The following is an 18,692-nucleotide window of genomic DNA, read 5'->3' as shown; positions in this document are numbered from 1 at the left end:
GCTCGGCAATTTCATACCCCCTAACCGTAGCACAGCTTCTTGCGTTTGAGTGCACGGTGTCTTACTCGGAACCTAGATGTCCTTGGATTTATTGCGTCAGCTCAAGTCGCTGACCGCGCGTTTAACTCATTGGCATCTTCGGTGGCTCAAACGGCTGGTTTTGACCTGTGGCTTGTTGCTATCCCTTTGCGCACTGCTGTGGCAATTCTGGCTGGTGCCACGTTTAAATGATTACAAACCTTGGTTAGAGCAAATGTTGAGCCAGCGCATTGGCGCACCTGTGCGCATTGCCAAGCTCAGTGGCGGCTGGGAGGGCATTCGCCCTCAACTCGCTTTACAGCGCTTTCAGTTACTCAATGCTCAGCAACATGCCGCACTAGAGTTCTCCAACATGGAAGGGAGCTTGTCTTGGTGGCATTTATTGTTGGGGCAGCTTAACTTTAGCCATTTGCATTTACAGGCTCCGCAATTAGATATTGTTCGGCTTAAAAATCGGCAGTGGCAAATTGCTGGGATCACTCTGGCAGGTGGCCAGCACAGCGACGGACAGTTACTCAATTGGCTACTAGAGCAGGGCGAATTGACGATTTCACGTGGTATATTGCGGCTGGAAGATCAGCGGGGCGAGTTTCCTGCGCTTAGCGCAGATAATGTGCAGCTGAATGTGCAAAATTGGTTTTCCCGGCACAAGCTGTTGCTCAAATTTTCTCCCACTCAGCTTGCTGGGTCGCCCGTTGAACTCAGTGCAAATTTGAGTGGTAGCGATGTGAATCAGCTTGCTCAATGGAGTGGTTGGCTCAAGTTCGAGCTGCCTCGTGCCAATTTAAGCCATGCCGCGCCATGGCTATCACCATTGCTGCCACAGTTGCAAGTTCGTTCTGGCATTGGTGCGCTCGCACTCAAATTAGAATTGGCCGATGGCAAGCTAGAGGGGGTAGCTAGTGATCTAAAGCTAACGCAATGGCGGTTAAAGTTGGCAAATCAGCCAGAGCTAGATTTGCCACTCTTTAATGGGCGCATTATTTGGCAAGATCGCGATCAGCTGCGTACATTACAAATTTTGGCCGAGCAGATTGATGGTGCTGGTCAAACTCTGTGCCGTAATTGTGAATTGGAATATTTGCAAACGGCACAAAGCCAGACGCTCACGGCACGAAATTGGTCACTGGCTGGTCTTAATGCCTATAGTGTGTTTTTTCCTGCCAGTCTGAGCCAATATCGACATGCCCAATTGGGCGGTACTCTCGAAAAATTCAGTGTTGAATGGCCCGGGCGCTGGCCGCTTGAACCAAATGCGCCTTTACCTGCCGTGCGTGACTTAAAGGTTGAATTAGAAACCTCGCAATTCGCGCTGAAAAATGCGCCAGCTTGGCCCGAAGTGGCTGGCATTGATATTGATCTGCAGTTTGAGCCTCGTGGCGGCCGGCTAAAGCTGCTTGGACAAAATGCGCAATTTAACTACCCCGCACAATTTTTGGAGCCAATGCAGTTTTCCCGCTTGCAGACCCAAGTCGATTGGCAGCGTGAAGGTAAAGGTTGGGCGCTCAATATCGATGGCTTTAAGGCTGTGAGTGATGAGCTAGATCTTGCTGCGGAAGGTCGTTATAGCTGGCCTGGACAGGGAATGGGGCAGGTAGATGTTAGTGCCAATATTAATCGACTGGCGGCTAACCGTGTTTTTGCCTATTTGCCACGCGTCTTGTCCGACGATGTGCTGATCTGGTTAAAAACCTCGCTACTGGCTGGGGAGGCTCAAAAAGGTCAACTTATCTGGCGTGGCGATGTGGCGCAATTTCCCTATACCTTGGGTACGCCAGCGGCAAAGGCTGGGCAATTTATGGTGAAAACGCAAGCTGCGAATGTCACCATTAATTATGGTGATGATTGGCCGGTGATTACCAAGGTTGATGGTCAAGTGCTGATTGATGGTATGCAGCTGACCGTGGATGCACAGCGTGGTGATATTACAGGCACAGCGTTTGATAAGGTCAAAGTGACCATTCCTAATTTGGAACAGCAGCAGCATGTGCTGGTTGATGGCCGACTCAAAGGTAAAACGGCCGATTTTCTCTACTTCGTGCAGCATAGCCCTGTGCGACAGGCGACACATGGCTTTCTGAATGAACTGAAGTCTGAAGGTTCAGGTGAGCTGGCGCTACAGTTGGATATTCCGATTGAGGACATCGAACAAACCCGCATCAAAGGCCAATTTGCGTTCACCGGGAATCAGCTTAATTTTGGAGCCACTATTCCCGTATTAACTCAGGCCAAAGGTGCCGTGAGCTTTACTGAGTCGAGTATGAAAGTGCTGCCCTCTACCGCAAAGGCTTTGGGTGGAAGCGTCATCATTCAAGGGCAGACCGATGCCAAAGGCGAGCTGCTGCTGAGCCTAAAGGGGCAAGCCGAGTTGGCGCAGACTTTGCAGTACTACGCTCCCCCACTTAGCAGCTGGTTGCAGGGAAGCGTGCCATTTCAAGCTAATTTGCAGGTGGATGAAGATAGCTACGCATTAAACTTAAGTTCGGAATTACAAGGTGGCATAGTCAATTTGCCAGCCCCTTTAGGAAAAACTGCGCAGCAAACGCGCCCATTTCGACTCAAAGTCAGCCGTGAGCATGCCTTACCACGACTCGATTTAAGTTACGGCAAGGCCCTGCAAGCCGCTTTGTTACTCAGTAGTGAGCCAGCTGCGCTGCGCGGCAAAGTGCTATTAGCCAATGAAACGTCTGCTACGGTGTTAAGCCAGCTCACATTAGATGGCAAGGGGATACAAATTGGTGGGCAATGGTCGCAATTAAACCTGAATGATTGGCTACCAATGTTGAGTGTGGCACAACCAAGCGGAAAATCCGTGGCCAAAACTATCCCGCAAATCGTGATTGATCAGCTGGGATTCGATCAAGTTAATGTGGCTGGTAAAGTGCTTAGTGATGTGGTGGTATCGGGTCAATTGAGCGATAAAGGCCTACAAGCCAGCCTGAGTAGCCAACAAATTGCAGGTGATGTGCAGTGGCAGATTGCCAATAACCGCATCCATGCGCAATTGCAAAAACTGTGGCTACCGCTTAAAAATGCAAGTACCGCTAATAACGCGCTGGATAAAAAAGGCAAATTTCTGCCGCGCGGCCCCTTGGCAGAGCCTGCGAAGGAAGAGTTGGAAGATTGGCTAAATTGGCCAGCTTTGCATTTGGTCGCCAATGATTTCCGTTTTAAGTCGATTGAATTGGGCACCTTAACTCTACAAAGTAAGCCACAAAATCGTGGGATTGATTTTGATGAACTCAGCTTGCGTAACCCCGATGGGCAAATTACTTTTGAAGGCCAGTGGTTTAAGCAAGATTTCAGCGAGCGAACTCAGGCCAAGGTGCGGGTTGAGTCCCCTAATCTGGGTAAATTGCTAAAACGCTTGGGCTACCCAGAGGCGATGAAGCAAGCGCCGTTGCACTTTTATGGTGATGGTCAGTGGCAGGGCGCACCGTGGTCGCCGGAATGGAATACGCTCAACGGTAAAATGGATCTAACCATCGGGGCGGGGCAGTTTACTAAGCTTGAGCCTGGTGTCGGTCGCTTTATTTCAATTCTGAGCTTGCAGGCATTGCCACGTCGCTTAAAGCTTGACTTTAGCGATGTGTTTAGTGCTGGGTTTGAGTTTGATGAAATCTCTGGTTCTGCGACGATAGAGCAGGGCGTGGCACGAACGAATAATCTGAAAATTAATGGCCCGGCCGCCAAGGTGCGCTTTAGCGGTGACGCTAATTTTGTGGCGGGGACTCAGCATTTACGAGTACGAATTGTGCCAAGTATCGGTGGTGCGGTCGCTCTGGGGGTTGGCGTGCTCAATCCCTTGGCGGGCTTGGCTACGCTGGCGGTGCAATCGGTAATGGATAACCCATTAGGTGAACTCGTTGCTTATGAGTTTCAAATCGACGGTAGTATGAGTGATCCACAAATTAAGAAAATTGGCGTCAAACCTGAGTCCCCTCGCTTAAATTGACGGGGGTATGCTCTTGCGGCTATTTGTGAGTATGGTTCATCGGTTGATACAGGGTTGAGTATATGCAAAGTCTAATTGCTTGTGCAGTACAAATGATCTCGGGCCCAGATGTGTCCACCAATTTGGCGCGCGCGGCGCAATTGATTGCTGAAGCGGCCGCATCAGGCGCGCAATTGGTGGTCTTGCCCGAGTATTTTGCGATTATGGGCCATAGTGATCGCGATAAACTGGCACACCAAGAGCCATTTCGTCGCGCCGACACCGCATCCGATAGCACGCCATTGCAAACATTTTTGGCTGAGCAAGCTCGCTTGCACCATATCTGGCTAGTGGGCGGTACTATTCCGCTGGTGTCGGGCGATCCCGATAAAGTAATGAATAGCTGTCTGGCGTTTAACCCCGCGGGCGAGTGTGTCGCGCGCTATGACAAAATTCATCTATTCGGCTTTGCCAACGGCACCGAATGCTTTGCCGAGGCCGATACCATTAGCGCTGGGCAGCAACCGGTGGCGTTTGACACGCCATTTGGCCGTGTCGGCTTGGCGGTTTGCTATGATTTACGCTTTCCCGAGCTATTTCGCTCGCTGGATACAGTCGGCGAAGTTGATATTTGGGTGCTGCCCGCCGCGTTTACCGCCACCACCGGACGCGCGCATTGGGAAGTTTTGCTACGCGCGCGTGCGATTGAAAACCAGTGTTTTGTGGTGGCATCGGGTCAAGGTGGTGTGCATCCGAGCGGGCGGGCCACCTTTGGCCATAGTATGCTGATCGACCCATGGGGCGTGGTGCTCAATGTGTTGCCTGAGGGCGAAGGGCTGGCGCGGGCCGAACTCAAAGCCACGCAATTACACAGAGTCAGAACGATATTGCCTGCTCTGCAGCATCGTGTGTTTAAATAAGTAAAACGGCAGCAATTATCTCGCTGCGTCTTGCATGACGTGGTGGCTGGCTTGAGGTTTGGCTAAGTCACTTCGTGGGACAGATTAAATTAGGTAGAACAATGAGCACTTCACTGGATCATTTTGCAATCGCCGAGCAACAATTGCTCACGCCATTTTCACTCGATGATCAGGCGATCAACACCGTCTTTGGCCAGATGCTCAGCCATGAAATCGATTATGCCGATTTGTATTTCCAATACAGCCGCTCCGAGGCGTGGAGTCTGGACGAAGGCATTGTGAAGTCGGGCAGCTTTAATATCGATCAGGGCGTTGGCGTACGCGCGATCAGCGGCGAGAAAACCGCTTTTGCCTATTCGGATGATATTAGTCTTGCCGCCTTAAGTCAGGCCGCACAAGCGACTCGTGCGATTGGTCGGCAAGGTGGGCAGGGTATTGCTCCGTTTGCCAAGAAGCAGCAGGGTTTGCAGCTCTATACCCCTAAAGATCCATTGGCGAGCTTGGATGAGGCGGCCAAAGTGGCATTGCTGGAAAAAATCGAACAAATCGCCCGTAGTCTGGACCCGCGCGTGGTGCAGGTGACGGCGAGCCTCGCCAGCGAGTATGAAGTGATTTATATCGCCCGTCACGATGGCCATCGTGCTGCAGATGTGCGCCCGCTGTGCCGCCTGTCGATCAATGTCATCATCGAGCAAAACGGCCAACGCGAGCAGGGCAGCGCCGGTGGCGGCGGGCGTTTTGATTATGCTTATTTCACCGATGCCGTTTTGCTCGATTATGCCAAACGCGCAGTCGATCAGGCGGTGCTCAATCTCGATGCGCGCCCAGCGCCTGCCGGTGAAATGACCGTGGTGCTAGGCAGTGGTTGGCCAGGGATTTTGCTACATGAGGCGATTGGTCACGGCTTGGAAGGCGATTTTAATCGCAAGGGTAGCTCGGCATTTGCGGGCAAAATCGGCCAGCGCGTAGCCGCCAAAGGCGTTACCGTCGTTGACGATGGCACCATCGCCGATCGTCGTGGCTCGCTCAATATCGACGACGAAGGCAATCCGACGCAACGCACCGTGCTGATCGAAGACGGCATTTTGCAAGGCTATTTGCAAGACAGCCTGAACGCCCGCCTAATGGGGATGCCAGCTACAGGCAATGGTCGGCGCGAAAGCTACGCGCATATCACGATGCCGCGCATGACCAATACCTTGATGGAAAACGGCGATAAAGACCCCGCTGAAATCATCGCATCAATCGATCGAGGTCTCTATGCAGTGAACTTTGGCGGCGGACAGGTGGATATTACCAGCGGCAAATTTGTGTTTTCGGCTGCGGAAGCTTGGTACGTTGAAAACGGCAAAATGCTGTATCCAGTTAAAGGTGCGACGCTGATTGGCAATGGCCCAGACGTGCTGACGCGCGTGTCAATGATTGGCAATGATATGGCGCTTGATCCGGGCGTTGGTACTTGCGGTAAAGACGGCCAAAGTGTGCCGGTGGGCGTGGGGCAGCCGACTCTGCGCATCGACGGTGGCCTCACCGTTGGCGGAACTGCGGGTTAAGGTCTGGAACGACGATGGCATTAGAAATCCGCGAAATTTTATTCTCTGAGTATGACCGTGCCGCCGAGGTAGTGTGGGCCTCGTTCCAACACCTTGCCGCGCAGTACCAAAGCCCGGCGGGCATCGAGCAATTTCGACTGTTTGCCCAGGCCAGCGAAATCCGCGCGCGAGATGCGGTGGGTGGCAAATGCTATGTGGCGGTGATTCAGAACACCGTCATCGGTGTGCTGCAGGTGCGCGCCGATGCACATATTGCCTTGTTATTTGTGCTACCCGAATTTCAAAGTCGCGGTGTTGGCCGTGCGCTGATCAAAAAAGCCGATGCAGATCAGCGCTTACTCACTGTAAACGCCAGCGTCAATAGCATGGGTGCTTATATGCGCTATGGTTTTATGCCGGTGGGCGCCGATCAAACTAGTGAAAGTGGAATACGCTTTGTGCCAATGCAGCGCAATTAGCCCTTGCCTACATTAGCCACTGAAAACACCCAAGGATACGCTTGTGTGTTTTGTTTTGCTGTCACCGATTTGATCGGGCAAAAGTGCATTTATCAAACTATGATGAAACCTTATTGATTGCAAAGATAAGTGCTGGCATGGATTTTCTGCTGGATGATGCACCAGTGTTGGCCGATGAGCTACTGATGCCGTGGAAGGTGGCGGTGATTGATGATGAGCGCGATATTTTTGAAGTAACGCGTTTATCACTCTCGCGGGTGAAGGTTGATGGCCGACCGCTTGAGCTCTTGTATGCCGACAGCGGCAGTAGTGGTTTTGAGTTGCTCAATGCCAATCCCGATATTGCCGTGGCCTTTATTGATGTGGTGATGGAGTCGCCGGAAGCGGGCTTATTGTTGGTTGAGAAGATCCGTTCCGAGTTAAAAAATCATGCATTGCGCATTATCTTGCGCACTGGCCAGCCGAATCAGCATCCTGAAGAAGTCGTGATTCAGGAATATGACATCAACGATTACAAAGCAAAAACTGAGCTAACTAATATCAAGCTCAAAACTTGCATCTATGCAGCAATCCGCTCCTATCGCGATATTGTGACCATCAGCAATACCCAGCTGGGGATGGAAAAAGTTATTACTTCCTCGCAGGCGGTATTACGCAGCCGCACACTGCATCAATTTGGCTCGGCCGTATTGCAGCAATTACTTGATCTACTCAATATTCAAACCAGTGAAGTCTATCTTGTTTCACAATCGATTGATCTGTACGGCGATAAGGTCAATAACGTGCTGGCTGCGACCGGTGAGAATGTGCGGGTTGAAGATGACCTCAGTACACCTATTTTGCCTGATCATGTCCGCGAACTGGTTAATTTTGCCAATGCTGGCGGGCAAAACCAGCTGCCTGATTTTGCATTTCTGGCCTGTTTTCAAATTGGCGAAAACTCATCCAACGTGCTGTACGCAAGCTTGGCTAAGCCACTCGATGAATTGCAGACGAAACTTTTGCAAATGTTTGCCAGCAATGTGGCGCTGATTTTTGAATCGCTCTACACCAAAGAAAATATTCAGGAAACGCAAAAAGAGTTGCTGCTGGTAATCGGCGATGCCATTGAGCAACGCTCAAAAGAAACGGGCATGCATGTACGTCGCGTGGCCTTGATGTGTGAGTTGCTGGCCCGGCAATTGGGGCAGTCTCCGGAGTTTTGCGAAACCATTCGCTACGCATCACCGTTACATGATATTGGCAAGATCGGTATCCCTGAGCACATTCTGCATAAACACGGCAAGCTTGATGCTGACGAGTGGGCAGTGATGCAAACCCATGCCGAGCTCGGTTATCAGCTACTGAAAAAAACCAAACGGGTGATTGCCAAAATGGGGGCAATTATCGCGCGTGATCACCATGAAAAATGGGATGGCACCGGTTATCCACGCGGCTTGATCGGCACTGATATCCCACTTGAGGCGCGGATAATGGCCGTCGTCGATGTGGTCGATGCTTTGGCTTCTCGCCGTGCTTACAAAGAGCCATGGACTGACGAGCAAATTCTGGCGCATTTGCAGGCTGAAAAAGGGCGGCATTTTGACCCGCAACTGGTTGATTTAGTGCTCAGCAGCTATGCCGATTTTCAAGCAATCCGACGGCAATTGCCTGATCCTGAATAAACCCCTTCAACGCTGGCCATGTGGCGCGATATATGCAGCTTGTTCCCATGTCATTGCTTGCAGCTGCGGATAAAACGCCAAAAATGCCGCTTCCAATTGCGTGTAATGTGCCCTTAAGTCATCAATTCCCGCTGCAAAATGACTGGTGCGCTGGATGCGATATTTGGCAAAGCCCGCCAGCACCTGTGCGACGCGTTCCAGATGCTGATAGCCGGCTAGCCAGTCGTTACGGATCATATTGGGCAATATTTCCTGCAACCTTTTCGGCAGTAGCCCCTCATAGTGAGCTAGCTCGGCATAAATTTGCTGGCTAAATTTGGGCAGTGCTTGCGGGTGAAACTTCGCCCAATGGCTCGCCAGAAAATGGTCAAAAAAGATATCGAGCAAAATACCAGCATAGCGCTGGCGTTCAGGTGCGATAAACTGTTTGCAGTCGCGCACCAGTGAATGTGCATCGGTATATTGATCAATTTGGCGGTGCAATTGCATGCCCAGTTGCATCGCTAGTGGTAAATGTTGCGCATGCGCAGGCTTGATAAAATCACCCAGCAAATTGCCGATTCTCGCTTGCGCGTCATTGGGCGCGAGATGCAGATGGGCCAGATAATTCATAGGCAAGGGATACTCTAGTGAAAATGACAATGACCGAGCTCGAAGCCATTCGGCAAGAATGTCGTGATTTAGTCAATCAACGCTCGCTGATTTCGGCGGCCGCTGCCGCCGTGCCGATTCCTGGTTTGGATGTGGGCGCTGATGTTGCCATTATGACGCGAATGATTGCGCTGATTAATGAAAAATTCCATCTTGGTGAGCAGGATCTGGCTCAGCTTGACGATGGTACGCGGCGAAAATTGCTGGTGATTATTAGCTCAATCGGCAGCTCGCTTATCGGGCGCTACGCCAGTAAAGAGCTGATTATCTTGGCACTCAAACGCGTTGGCGTGCGGATGGTGTCAAAACAAGCGGCTAAGTTTATACCCATACTAGGTATGGTTGTGGCTGCGACTATCAGCTTTGGCGCTATGCGTATACTGGGTAATGCGCACATTGAGGATTGTTATCAGGTATTAAAGCGGCAGATTGAAGACAACGAAAAAATCGTCGCTGAGCAATAAATTCCAACCCTAAGTGCTGCCTTCGCTTTCCGTTCTGTTCCGTATGAACTGATCGGCGGCATTTAGCTTTGTAGGCGCGGTGTAGACGTTGTTATTCGGCGATGAAGCTGGCTCAACGGGCTTAAGGGTGGGAAAATAGCGGCAACTTCAGTTCAAATAAGTCCAACCATGTCGCTCAATACCATCGAACACCTGATCATCCATCAACTGCACAAAGAGCCCAACGGCCCTGCGCGCGTCGCGCTTGGCTCTGCGCCGTTGGCGGTCAATAGCGCCTCGCAGCGTTTGGTTGATCACTTGTGCGAACTGTATGGCACGCGCAATGGCAAAGGCTTTGGCAAGTTCGATCTGGACGATGAGAGCTTTGCAATGCCCAAGCTAATCAACAGTTTCGCGCAAGCACAAAGTATCGATTTTCTCACCTTAAGCCAGCAAATGATGGCCGAGCTACAAACCCGCGCCGAAGCCGAGCCGCTAGCCAGCGGTGGCTATGTGTTGATTGCCCAGGTCAGCAATGCGGCGATGCAGTTTATTTTTATAGCCATCATTAGCGAAGTCATCGGCACCGCGATAAGCGACGAGATGGGTGTCGTTGATAGCATCCATCTGGATATGGATCATCTGCGCGTTGCAGGCCGGATTGATCTGGGGGGCTGGAAGTCCGGTGGCGAGCGCTATGTTAGCTTCTTGCGCGGTCGTGGCGATGTCGCAGGCTATTTCAAAGCCTTTTTGGGCTGCAACGACGTCAAGACCCCACTCAAAGAAACCCAAAAACTGGTTAAAGGGCTGGAAGCCTTTGCGAATGAGCAAGCGATTGCCGGCAACGAGCGCGACGAGTTGTTCCAACGCGCACATAGTTATTTAGATGCCTTGGGCGATGGCCAAGGCGAGGTTGATCTCGCTACCGTCGCCGAGCAAGTCTTCCCGAGCTCGCCCGCGCAACTGCAAACCGCCTTGCAAAGCGATGAGCTGGGTATTAACGACGGCTTTGTGCCTGATCGGCGCGCGATCAAACCGCTGATGCGTTTTAAAGCCAATGGCCCACAATGGAAACTCGAATTCGATCGCGCCAGCCTGCGCAGCGGCGCGGTGATCTACGATAAATACAGCGACACGCTGGTGCTGTCGAATATTCCGGATGAGTTGAAGAAAGCATTGCTGGAGCAATAATTTTACTTTGAGGGTATTTCATTTGGAGCTATTAAAGTAAAGCCCTGCACAGGGATACCCAGTAGAGTGAGTGGGCTTGGTAGCGTGAAGTATTTAATCCGTTGCTAACCTTGTTCTTGTCAGTCGATGATTTTCCTTGGCTGCTAGTAAGGGGCTTTGCTTAATTTTGGGGTCGTATGCTAAAACTTCGCCGCCTTATTTCGAGTGATGCATCGGTTTTTCAAGCGTTGCGGCTTGCTGGATTGCAGGAATCGCCATTGGCCTTTGGGTCTAGCTACGAAGAAGAAAAGGATTTACCGCTTTCAACGGTGGAGGATCGTTTGGCTGCAAGGCCTGATCGGGGTGTCTTCGGTGCGTTTATCAATAACGAACTCAGCGGCATCGTTGCCCTTGGCAGGGAAAACAAGCATAAGCTGGCGCATAAAGCGCTGATCTGGGGGCTGTATGTCACACCTCAGGCTAGGGCTCGCGGTCTTGCCCGTGCTCTATTGCAGGAGGCTATCGCTTTGGCGCAAGCCACCAAAGATATCCAGCAAATTAACCTTAGCGTGAATGCTGGCAATGGTGCGGCGATTGCTTTGTATCAATCGCTTAATTTCAAAAGTTTTGGGCATGAGCCCAATGCTTTGTTGGTTGATGGTGAGTTTCACGATGAAGTGCACATGTACCTGCCACTGAACAAAGTCTAAAGGCATCTTTGAGTAAAAATCTTAAGCAAACCGACTAAATATTTTCACTGGACAACCCCGCATGATCTTCAATCCCCGCCAACAAGAACTCCTCGAATGGGTGCAGCGCGCTGGGCATGTTAGCGTCGATGAGTTGGCGCATCATTTTGGCGTAACGCCGCAAACGATACGCCGCGATATCAACCAGCTGGCGGACGAGCGCAAATTGCATCGCGTTCACGGTGGCGCGAGTGCGCATTCGAGCGTTGAGAATGTCGAATACTCGGCGCGCAAGGTGCTTAATATCGACGCCAAAGAGCGTATCGCCAAACTGGTCGCCGAGCATATTCCGAATCATGCTTCGGTGTTTATGAACTTAGGAACGACCAGCGAAGCGGTGGCACGCGCGCTGCAGCACCATATTGGCCTGCGTGTGATCACCAATAATCCGCATATCGCGATGACGATGTGCCATTACGCTGATAGCGAGGTGATTTTGGCCGGCGGCGTGATGCGCGCCAAAGACAATGGCATTTGCGGCGAGGCGACGATTGAGTTTATCCGCCAGTTTCGCGTTGATTACGCGGTGCTCGGTGTGGCGTGTATCGAGATGGATGGTACGCTGCGCGATTTTGAAATGCGCGAAACGCGCACATCCGAGGCGATTATCGCGCAGGCGCGTAATGTGTTTCTGGTGGTCGATCACACCAAATTTGGCCGCCCATCCTTGGTGCAAATGGGGCATTTGCGCCAAATTACCGCGCTGTTTACCGATCAGGCGGTGCCTGAGGCGCTGTTGCCGGTACTGGAAGAAACCGGCACCGAGCTGTATGTGGCTGAAGAGTTGTTGGGCGCGAGCTAAAACTAAATATTCGCAAGTGAAAACACCGACCCTCGTTTGGTCGGTGTTTTTTTCGTCTTTGAATTGCTTTTTTTTCGTTTTTACGCAAAAAATGTTTGTAAAGTGAAAATATATGAGCATAATACGAACATAAATGCGCGAATGAATGTTGTTTGATGTTCGCTTTTGATTCGCTTGCTAGGGTAGGAAGATCAATGAACGCCGCAATTTCACCTCAGACTCAGCAATACTTCATGGTAGAGCCACATGTGGGTGCTGCCGCAAACCGCGATGTAAGCCCGCGTCGCCGCCAAATGGTGGTGGCCAATTGGAAAATGCACGGCAGCTTTGATTTTTGCCGCGCGATGATTCCTGCCTTGGGGCGCGCCGCGCAAGATGCGGTCGAGCTGGTGGTTTGCCCGCCAGCACCATTTTTAGCCACGGTGAGCCAGCTCGCGCTGGGTACTGGCGTTACGTGCAGCGCGCAAGACGTGGCCGAGTTGCCCAGTGGTGCGCGCACTGGCGAGTGGTCGGCGGCGATGCTGGCCGAAGTTGGCTGTCGTTATGCCTTGGTCGGGCATTCCGAGCGCCGTCAACATCATTATGAAGATGACGCGCTGATCGCCGGTAAAGCCCGCGCTTGCTTGTTGGCGGGTATTACGCCGATTGTCTGCATTGGTGAAAGCGCCGCCGAGCGCGAGCGTGGCGAAACCGAGCAAGTGCTCTGCAATCAGCTCGATTGGTTAATGAGCACGCCGCTGTGGCGGCAGGCGATTGTGGCCTATGAGCCGCGCTGGGCTATTGGTACGAATCAAGCCGCGACCCCCGAAGTGGCGCAAGCGACCCATGCGCTGATTCGCGCCTATCTGGCGCAATGCGATGCGCAAGCGGCGGCCCGGATGCCGCTGCTCTACGGTGGCAGTGTCAAGGCCGATAACGCGCAGCAATTACTGGCGATGCCCGACATCGACGGCGTGCTGGTTGGTGGTGCTTCGCTTGATATTGCCGCTTTTCTGCCGATTTATAGCGCCGCGCTGCAAGTGCAGCACACTGATTCGGTTTATCAATCCATACCAACATTGCAGCAGGTGGCCTGAGATGTCGTTATCACTGAATGAATATATCTGGCAGCACCGCAGCGATGCCAGTTTGCAGCGCGTTGCGCCTTTACTGCTGGGCGTGGCGCAAGCGTGCAGCCAGATTGCCAGCGCGGTGCGCAATGCCGCGCTCAATCACGCGAGCGGCGCGGCGGGTACTGACAATATCCAAGGCGAAGCGCAGCAAAAGCTCGATGTCATTAGCAACGACATCATGGTAGCCGCAACCCAAGAGCTGGCGCGGGTGCTGGCCAGCGAAGAGGTCGAGCAGGTAATTGCTGGCAACCCCACCGCTGATTTGGCCTTGGTGTTCGACCCGCTCGATGGCTCCAGCAATCTGGACGTCAATATCTCAGTCGGCACGATTTTTTCGATTTTATCTGCTCCGCAAGGCGGTAGCGATGAGGCTGTCTGCCTGCAAAGCGGTACACGGCAATTGTGCGCGGGCTATGCCTTGTATGGCCCAGCAACGATGTTAGTGATTACGACCGGAATGGGCGTGAATGGCTTTACTTACCAAGAAGAAACTGGGCTGTTTGTGCTAACGCACCCTGATTTGCGCATTGCACCGCAGGCGCAAGAATTTGCGATTAATGCGTCCAATCAGCGCCATTGGGAGCAGCCGATTCAAGCCTATATCGCCGATTGCCTCGAAGGGCGCGATGGCGTGCGTGAGCGCGATTTTAATATGCGCTGGGTGGCCTCGATGGTGGCCGAAGTGCATCGCATTTTATTGCGCGGCGGCGTGTTTTTATACCCCGCCGATAGTCGCGCCAAAACCCGCAACGGCAAATTGCGGCTGCTGTATGAAGCCAACCCGATGGCGATGTTGGTGGAAGCGGCCGGTGGCGCAGCCTCTACTGGCCAGATGCGACTGCTTGCCATTGAGCCGACCGAGCTGCATCAGCGTGTACCGGTGATCTTGGGCGCGAAAGATGAAGTGGCTTTGATTGAGGGGTATTTCAATCAAGGCAATTCAAAATATGGTCTAGCGGCTGATACATCTGGAGGTATATCAATGCGACAGGCACATCCACCTTCGCATCAAACCCTGTTCGAAACCATTTTCAATTAAACCGCAAGTACAGCAAAAACCTGCATCAACAGCATCTAGGAGTAAGCCATGTCTCTCGTCTCAATGCGCCAATTGCTCGATCATGCCGCCGAAAATCAATACGGCGTGCCCGCCTTTAATGTGAATAACCTAGAGCAAGTGCGTGCAATTATGGAGGCGGCCGATCGCACCAATAGTCCGGTAATCATGCAGGCTTCGGCTGGGGCGAGAAAATATGCTGGCGCGCCGTTTTTGCGGCATTTAATGCTGGCGGCAGTGGAGGAGTTTCCGCATATTCCAGTCGTGATGCACCAAGATCACGGTACTAGCCCGAAAGTGTGTCAGCAGGCGATCGAGCTGGGTTTTAGCTCGGTGATGATGGATGGCTCGCTCGGAGAAGACGGCAAAACGCCGACTGATTACGACTACAACGTTTCAGTGACGCGCCAAGTGGTGGCTATGGCTCATGCCTTGGGCGTATCAGTGGAAGGTGAAATTGGCTGCTTGGGTAGTCTGGAAACCGGTTTGGCTGGTGAAGAAGACGGCATCGGCGCGGCGGGGCAACTCAATCACGCCCAACTACTGACCGATCCCGAGGAAGCGTATGCGTTTGTGCAAGCTACTCAAGTGGATGCGCTGGCGATTGCCATCGGCACCAGTCACGGTGCGTATAAATTTAGCCGTCCACCGACTGGCGAGATTTTGTCGATTGAACGAATTCGCCAAATCCACGAACGTTTACCGAATACGCATTTAGTGATGCACGGCAGCTCGTCAGTGCCGCAGGAATGGCTAGAGATTATCAACGCACACGGCGGCGAGATCCCTGCTACTTGGGGCGTGCCGGTCGAAGAAATAGTCCGTGGCATTCGTTATGGTGTGCGCAAAATTAATATCGACACCGATTTGCGCCTTGCCGCCACCGGCGCGATCCGCCGCTTTATGGCGCAAAACCCGGCCGAATTCGATCCGCGCAAATATTTACAAGTGTCGGTGAACGCGATGCGCGATATTTGTATCGCGCGTTTTGAGGCCTTTGGTGCAGCAGGACAGGCTAGCAAAATTGTACCTCTCAGCTTATCCAGTATGGCCAAACGCTATGCACAGCCTATCCCGCCGCTGGCTTCCTTACTTGGCGGGGGTGCCGTGCATACCTTGGGAGCCAATGTGCTCAGTATTACCAGCGAGCATTGGCTAGACCGCCGCTTGATGACGGGGGATTGTTGCTGATGATTCGGAACATTCTTTTGAATTTTTAGTCTGCCCGCCGGCTCATTGAGCCGGTTTTTTTCTGCCAGTAAGCGGCTGGCGCGCTGGCTTCTGCTAGTATCGTCAGATGACGACTTTAACCAATCCTCATTCTGCTCGTGCCGCATTAAAGCAGGGCTTTGTTGCTACGTTGCCGATGCAATTGGGCGTAGCTCCTTTTGGGCTGATTTTTGGCACGCTCGCCGCACCGTCTGGCTTGCCGCCGTGGGCGGCGCTGGCGATGTCCATCTTTGTATATGCTGGATCGGCCCAATTTCTGGCGCTCACTTTATTGGCCGCGAGCGCCAGCTGGCCGGTGATTGTGCTAACGACGCTGGTGGTTAATCTGCGTCATGCGCTCTACAGCGCCACCTTACAAAGCCCGCTGTCCCATTTGCCATTTTGGCAGCGTGCCGGTTTGGCGTATTTTCTGACCGACGAAACCTTCGCCGCCGTACAGTCGGGCATCAATCAAAACGTGATGCCGATTAGTGCGTATATGCTGGGGTCGGGTCTGTGCAATTGCTGCTGCTGGGTGCTGTGTACCGCACTGGGTATTGCCTTGGGGCAGGCGGTGCCGCAAATTGCCCATTGGGGGCTGGAGTTTGCGATGGTCGCCACTTTTACCGGCATCGTGGTGCCCATGCTGGTATCGCGTGCGCAAGTGTTCGCGGCGCTGGCCGCTGCCATCACCGCGCTATTGGCGGCGAGTTTGCCGTATAAACTAGGGCTGATTTGCGCTGTTATTGTTGGTGTGAGTGCTGGCATGCTGGTGGCGCGTTTTGCCGCGCCGCCGCATTCGGTGGCTGACTAATACTCGGCTATGTATAGGCTGCAAGGTTAAATAGGAATTTGGTTAGGTGGATATACCCTCGTTATTATTAATGTTGCTTGGTATGGCGGCGGTGACTTATGGTCTGCGGTTGGTGTTTTTTTTGCCGGGCGTGGGTGATCGCCTACCGCCGCGCCTGCGCCAAGCCATGGCCTATGTACCCGTTGCGGTATTAACTGCAATTGTCGTACCTGAGGTTTTCTTAACGAAAGGCCAATTCAATACCGATCTGCTCAACCCTCAGCTATGGGGCATGCTGGCTACAGGTTGGATGATGTGGAAAAGTGGCCGCTTGCTGTTGGCGATTGGAGCTGGAATGGCAGTGTATTACGCATTTCGGCTGCTGGCTTGAGCTGATTGTTTGACGCGCATGATTGCGCGCAGAAAGCTGACAAGCCGCGCGCCAAATCAGGTAAAATAGCGAAATTCGTAAATCATTCAACGGCTTTGCTCAAGCGAGATAGCGCTTTGATCAAGGCCGTTTTTATTCGAACCGGTTTTATCCGAACAGTTTGTATTAGAACACTCAAAAGGCAGCATCAATACCATGTCACAAAAAACGTCATTTACCACGCTCGAACAACTCACGCCCGACTGGCACGACAATCTGGCTGGCTTGGGCTACGAGTTTATGACACCGATTCAGGCCGCCAGCCTGCCGCTGGTGCTGGAAGGTCGTGATCTGATCGCCAAAGCGAAAACCGGTAGTGGCAAAACGGCCGCTTTTGGTATCGGCGTGCTGCATAAACTTAACTTGACGCTGTTCCGCCCACAGGCGCTGATTTTGTGCCCAACGCGCGAATTGGCCGATCAGGTTAGTAAAGACCTGCGTCGCTTGGGTCGCCATTTGCCGAATTTGAAAATTCTGACTTTGTGTGGCGGCACGCCGCTGGCACCGCAGGCCGCGTCGCTCGCGCACGGTGCGCACGTGGTTGTCGGCACGCCAGGCCGGATTCAGGATCATTTGCACAAAGAAACGCTAATCGTCAAACAAGTCAGCACACTGGTGTTGGATGAAGCTGACCGCATGCTGGATATGGGCTTTGGCGGCGAAGTGCAGGACGTGATTTCATTCCTGCCCAAATGGCGTCAGACCTTGCTGTTCTCGGCGACATATCCGGAAGGCATCCGCAAACTGTCGGCTAGCATTCAGCGTAGCCCGGTTGAAGTGACCGTCGAGGCGCTGCATGACCAATCGTATATCGAGCAAGCGATTTTTGCGGTGAAGGATAACGCCGATAAACCCGACTTGATGAAGCGTATTTTCGCGCATTACCAGCCAGTATCGAGCGTGGTGTTTTGTAACACCCGTGCCGATTGTATGGCGCTGGCTGATTCGCTGGTTGAAGACGGGTTCGACGCGATTGCGTTGCATGGCGAACTCGATCAACGCGACCGCGATCTGATGCTGGTGCGCTTTGCCAACGGCAGTTGCCCGATTCTGGTCGCCACCGATATGGCCGCACGCGGGCTGGATATTAAAGAATTGTCGCTGGTGGTGAATTACGAGCTGCCGTACGATCCCGAAGTGTATGTGCACCGCATCGGCCGTACCGGTCGTGCCGGCAATAAAGGGCATGCGGTGAGTTTGGTTTCGCCGAGCCAAGTGAAGCGCCAGCGCCAGATCGAGGAATACCTAAAATCCGAGCTACCGAAAGGGCGCGAAGACGATCTGACTGTCGAAGGCGATTTCGCGCTGCCCGCGAAAATGACGACGCTGTGTTTTGACGCGGGCCGCAAACAGAAAGTCCGCCCCGGTGACATCGTTGGCGCGCTGACTGGTGATGGCGGTTTGCAGTTTGAATCGATCGGCAAGATTGATCTATTTGAATTTCAAACCTATGTCGCCGTTGATCGCTGCCACGCAACACAAGTGATCAAGCGACTTGGTAATGAAAAAGGCAAGCTCAAAGGTAAACCTGTCAAAGTGCGGATTATTTAAGCAATTCGATTAGACATTAAGGGTATGCAATCAGAGGTCAACTTGTTATTGATCTTTGGCTGTATACCCTTTGTTGTTTTTGGCAGCGGGTTTAATCTGCGGCAAGACGTATTAGTTGTTTATGGCTAAACTCAGTGCATTGATCGATACGACTTCG

The 18,692-nt window shown here is 52.5% G+C and carries 15 protein-coding genes and 1 pseudogene; 15 read left to right on the top strand and 1 reads right to left on the bottom strand.

Annotated elements, in window-relative coordinates; translation table 11 throughout:
* The first annotated feature begins 76 nt into the window (after positions 1-76).
* The 5 genes from HZU75_RS01725 to HZU75_RS01705 all read left to right on the top strand — a co-directional run bounded on the left by HZU75_RS01725 (position 77) and on the right by HZU75_RS01705 (position 8,568).
* Complete coding sequence (locus HZU75_RS01725; RefSeq protein WP_180307497.1) at positions 77-3,994, top strand: YhdP family protein; 3,918 nt, start codon at positions 77-79, stop codon at positions 3,992-3,994.
* A 62-nt stretch (positions 3,995-4,056) separates the two neighbouring features.
* The gene (locus HZU75_RS01720; protein ID WP_180307496.1) at positions 4,057-4,893 is read left to right on the top strand and encodes a carbon-nitrogen hydrolase family protein; all 837 of its coding nucleotides are present in this window, start codon (positions 4,057-4,059) and stop codon (positions 4,891-4,893) included.
* A gap of 101 nt (positions 4,894-4,994) precedes the next feature.
* Entirely contained in the window at positions 4,995-6,446 is a 1,452-nt protein-coding gene (tldD, locus tag HZU75_RS01715) for a metalloprotease TldD (RefSeq protein WP_180307495.1), read from the top strand.
* Between the two features lie 14 nt (positions 6,447-6,460).
* Positions 6,461-6,904, top strand: a complete 444-nt coding sequence (locus tag HZU75_RS01710) for a GNAT family N-acetyltransferase (RefSeq protein WP_180307494.1) — start codon at positions 6,461-6,463, stop codon at positions 6,902-6,904.
* Positions 6,905-7,041: 137 nt separating this feature from the next.
* Complete coding sequence (locus HZU75_RS01705; RefSeq protein ID WP_180307493.1) at positions 7,042-8,568, top strand: HD domain-containing phosphohydrolase; 1,527 nt, start codon at positions 7,042-7,044, stop codon at positions 8,566-8,568.
* Between the two features lie 6 nt (positions 8,569-8,574).
* Here the strand turns inward: HZU75_RS01705 and HZU75_RS01700 are convergent, their stop codons facing one another.
* Entirely contained in the window at positions 8,575-9,180 is a 606-nt protein-coding gene (locus tag HZU75_RS01700) for an acyl carrier protein phosphodiesterase (protein ID WP_180307492.1), read from the bottom strand.
* A gap of 17 nt (positions 9,181-9,197) precedes the next feature.
* Between HZU75_RS01700 and HZU75_RS01695 the strand changes: the two genes are divergently transcribed.
* The 10 genes and pseudogenes from HZU75_RS01695 (at position 9,198) to dbpA (ending at position 18,535) form a co-directional block, all read left to right on the top strand.
* On the top strand, positions 9,198-9,683 hold the full coding sequence (locus HZU75_RS01695; protein WP_180307491.1) for a hypothetical protein: 486 nt from the start codon (positions 9,198-9,200) through the stop codon (positions 9,681-9,683).
* A 168-nt stretch (positions 9,684-9,851) separates the two neighbouring features.
* Positions 9,852-10,853 carry a nucleoid-associated protein gene (locus HZU75_RS01690; protein ID WP_180307490.1) on the top strand — a complete coding sequence of 334 codons (1,002 nt, stop codon included), beginning with the start codon at positions 9,852-9,854 and terminating at the stop codon, positions 10,851-10,853.
* Between the two features lie 176 nt (positions 10,854-11,029).
* Complete coding sequence (locus HZU75_RS01685) at positions 11,030-11,542, top strand: GNAT family N-acetyltransferase (RefSeq protein WP_180307489.1); 513 nt, start codon at positions 11,030-11,032, stop codon at positions 11,540-11,542.
* A 61-nt stretch (positions 11,543-11,603) separates the two neighbouring features.
* The gene (locus HZU75_RS01680; RefSeq protein WP_180307488.1) at positions 11,604-12,383 is read left to right on the top strand and encodes a DeoR/GlpR family DNA-binding transcription regulator; all 780 of its coding nucleotides are present in this window, start codon (positions 11,604-11,606) and stop codon (positions 12,381-12,383) included.
* Positions 12,384-12,577: 194 nt separating this feature from the next.
* On the top strand, positions 12,578-13,459 hold the full coding sequence (gene tpiA, locus HZU75_RS01675; RefSeq protein ID WP_228028152.1) for a triose-phosphate isomerase: 882 nt from the start codon (positions 12,578-12,580) through the stop codon (positions 13,457-13,459).
* 1 nt (position 13,460) lies between these two features.
* Positions 13,461-14,534 carry a class 1 fructose-bisphosphatase gene (locus HZU75_RS01670; RefSeq protein WP_180307487.1) on the top strand — a complete coding sequence of 358 codons (1,074 nt, stop codon included), beginning with the start codon at positions 13,461-13,463 and terminating at the stop codon, positions 14,532-14,534.
* Positions 14,535-14,582: 48 nt separating this feature from the next.
* A pseudogene (fba, locus tag HZU75_RS01665) lies at positions 14,583-15,620 on the top strand (class II fructose-bisphosphate aldolase); the annotation flags it as partial.
* Positions 15,621-15,849: 229 nt separating this feature from the next.
* Positions 15,850-16,575, top strand: coding sequence for an AzlC family ABC transporter permease (locus HZU75_RS01660; RefSeq protein ID WP_180307485.1), 726 nt, complete (start codon positions 15,850-15,852; stop codon positions 16,573-16,575).
* Positions 16,576-16,621: 46 nt separating this feature from the next.
* The gene (locus HZU75_RS01655; RefSeq protein ID WP_180307484.1) at positions 16,622-16,945 is read left to right on the top strand and encodes an AzlD domain-containing protein; all 324 of its coding nucleotides are present in this window, start codon (positions 16,622-16,624) and stop codon (positions 16,943-16,945) included.
* A 195-nt stretch (positions 16,946-17,140) separates the two neighbouring features.
* A complete protein-coding gene (gene dbpA / locus HZU75_RS01650) occupies positions 17,141-18,535 on the top strand; it encodes an ATP-dependent RNA helicase DbpA (RefSeq protein WP_180307483.1) in 1,395 nt (464 codons plus the stop codon).
* Positions 18,536-18,692 lie beyond the last annotated feature (157 nt).

The organism is Chitinibacter fontanus (assembly GCF_013423785.1).
Taxonomy (GTDB): domain Bacteria; phylum Pseudomonadota; class Gammaproteobacteria; order Burkholderiales; family Chitinibacteraceae; genus Chitinibacter; species Chitinibacter fontanus.
This window is presented reverse-complemented; position numbering and strand designations above follow the sequence as displayed.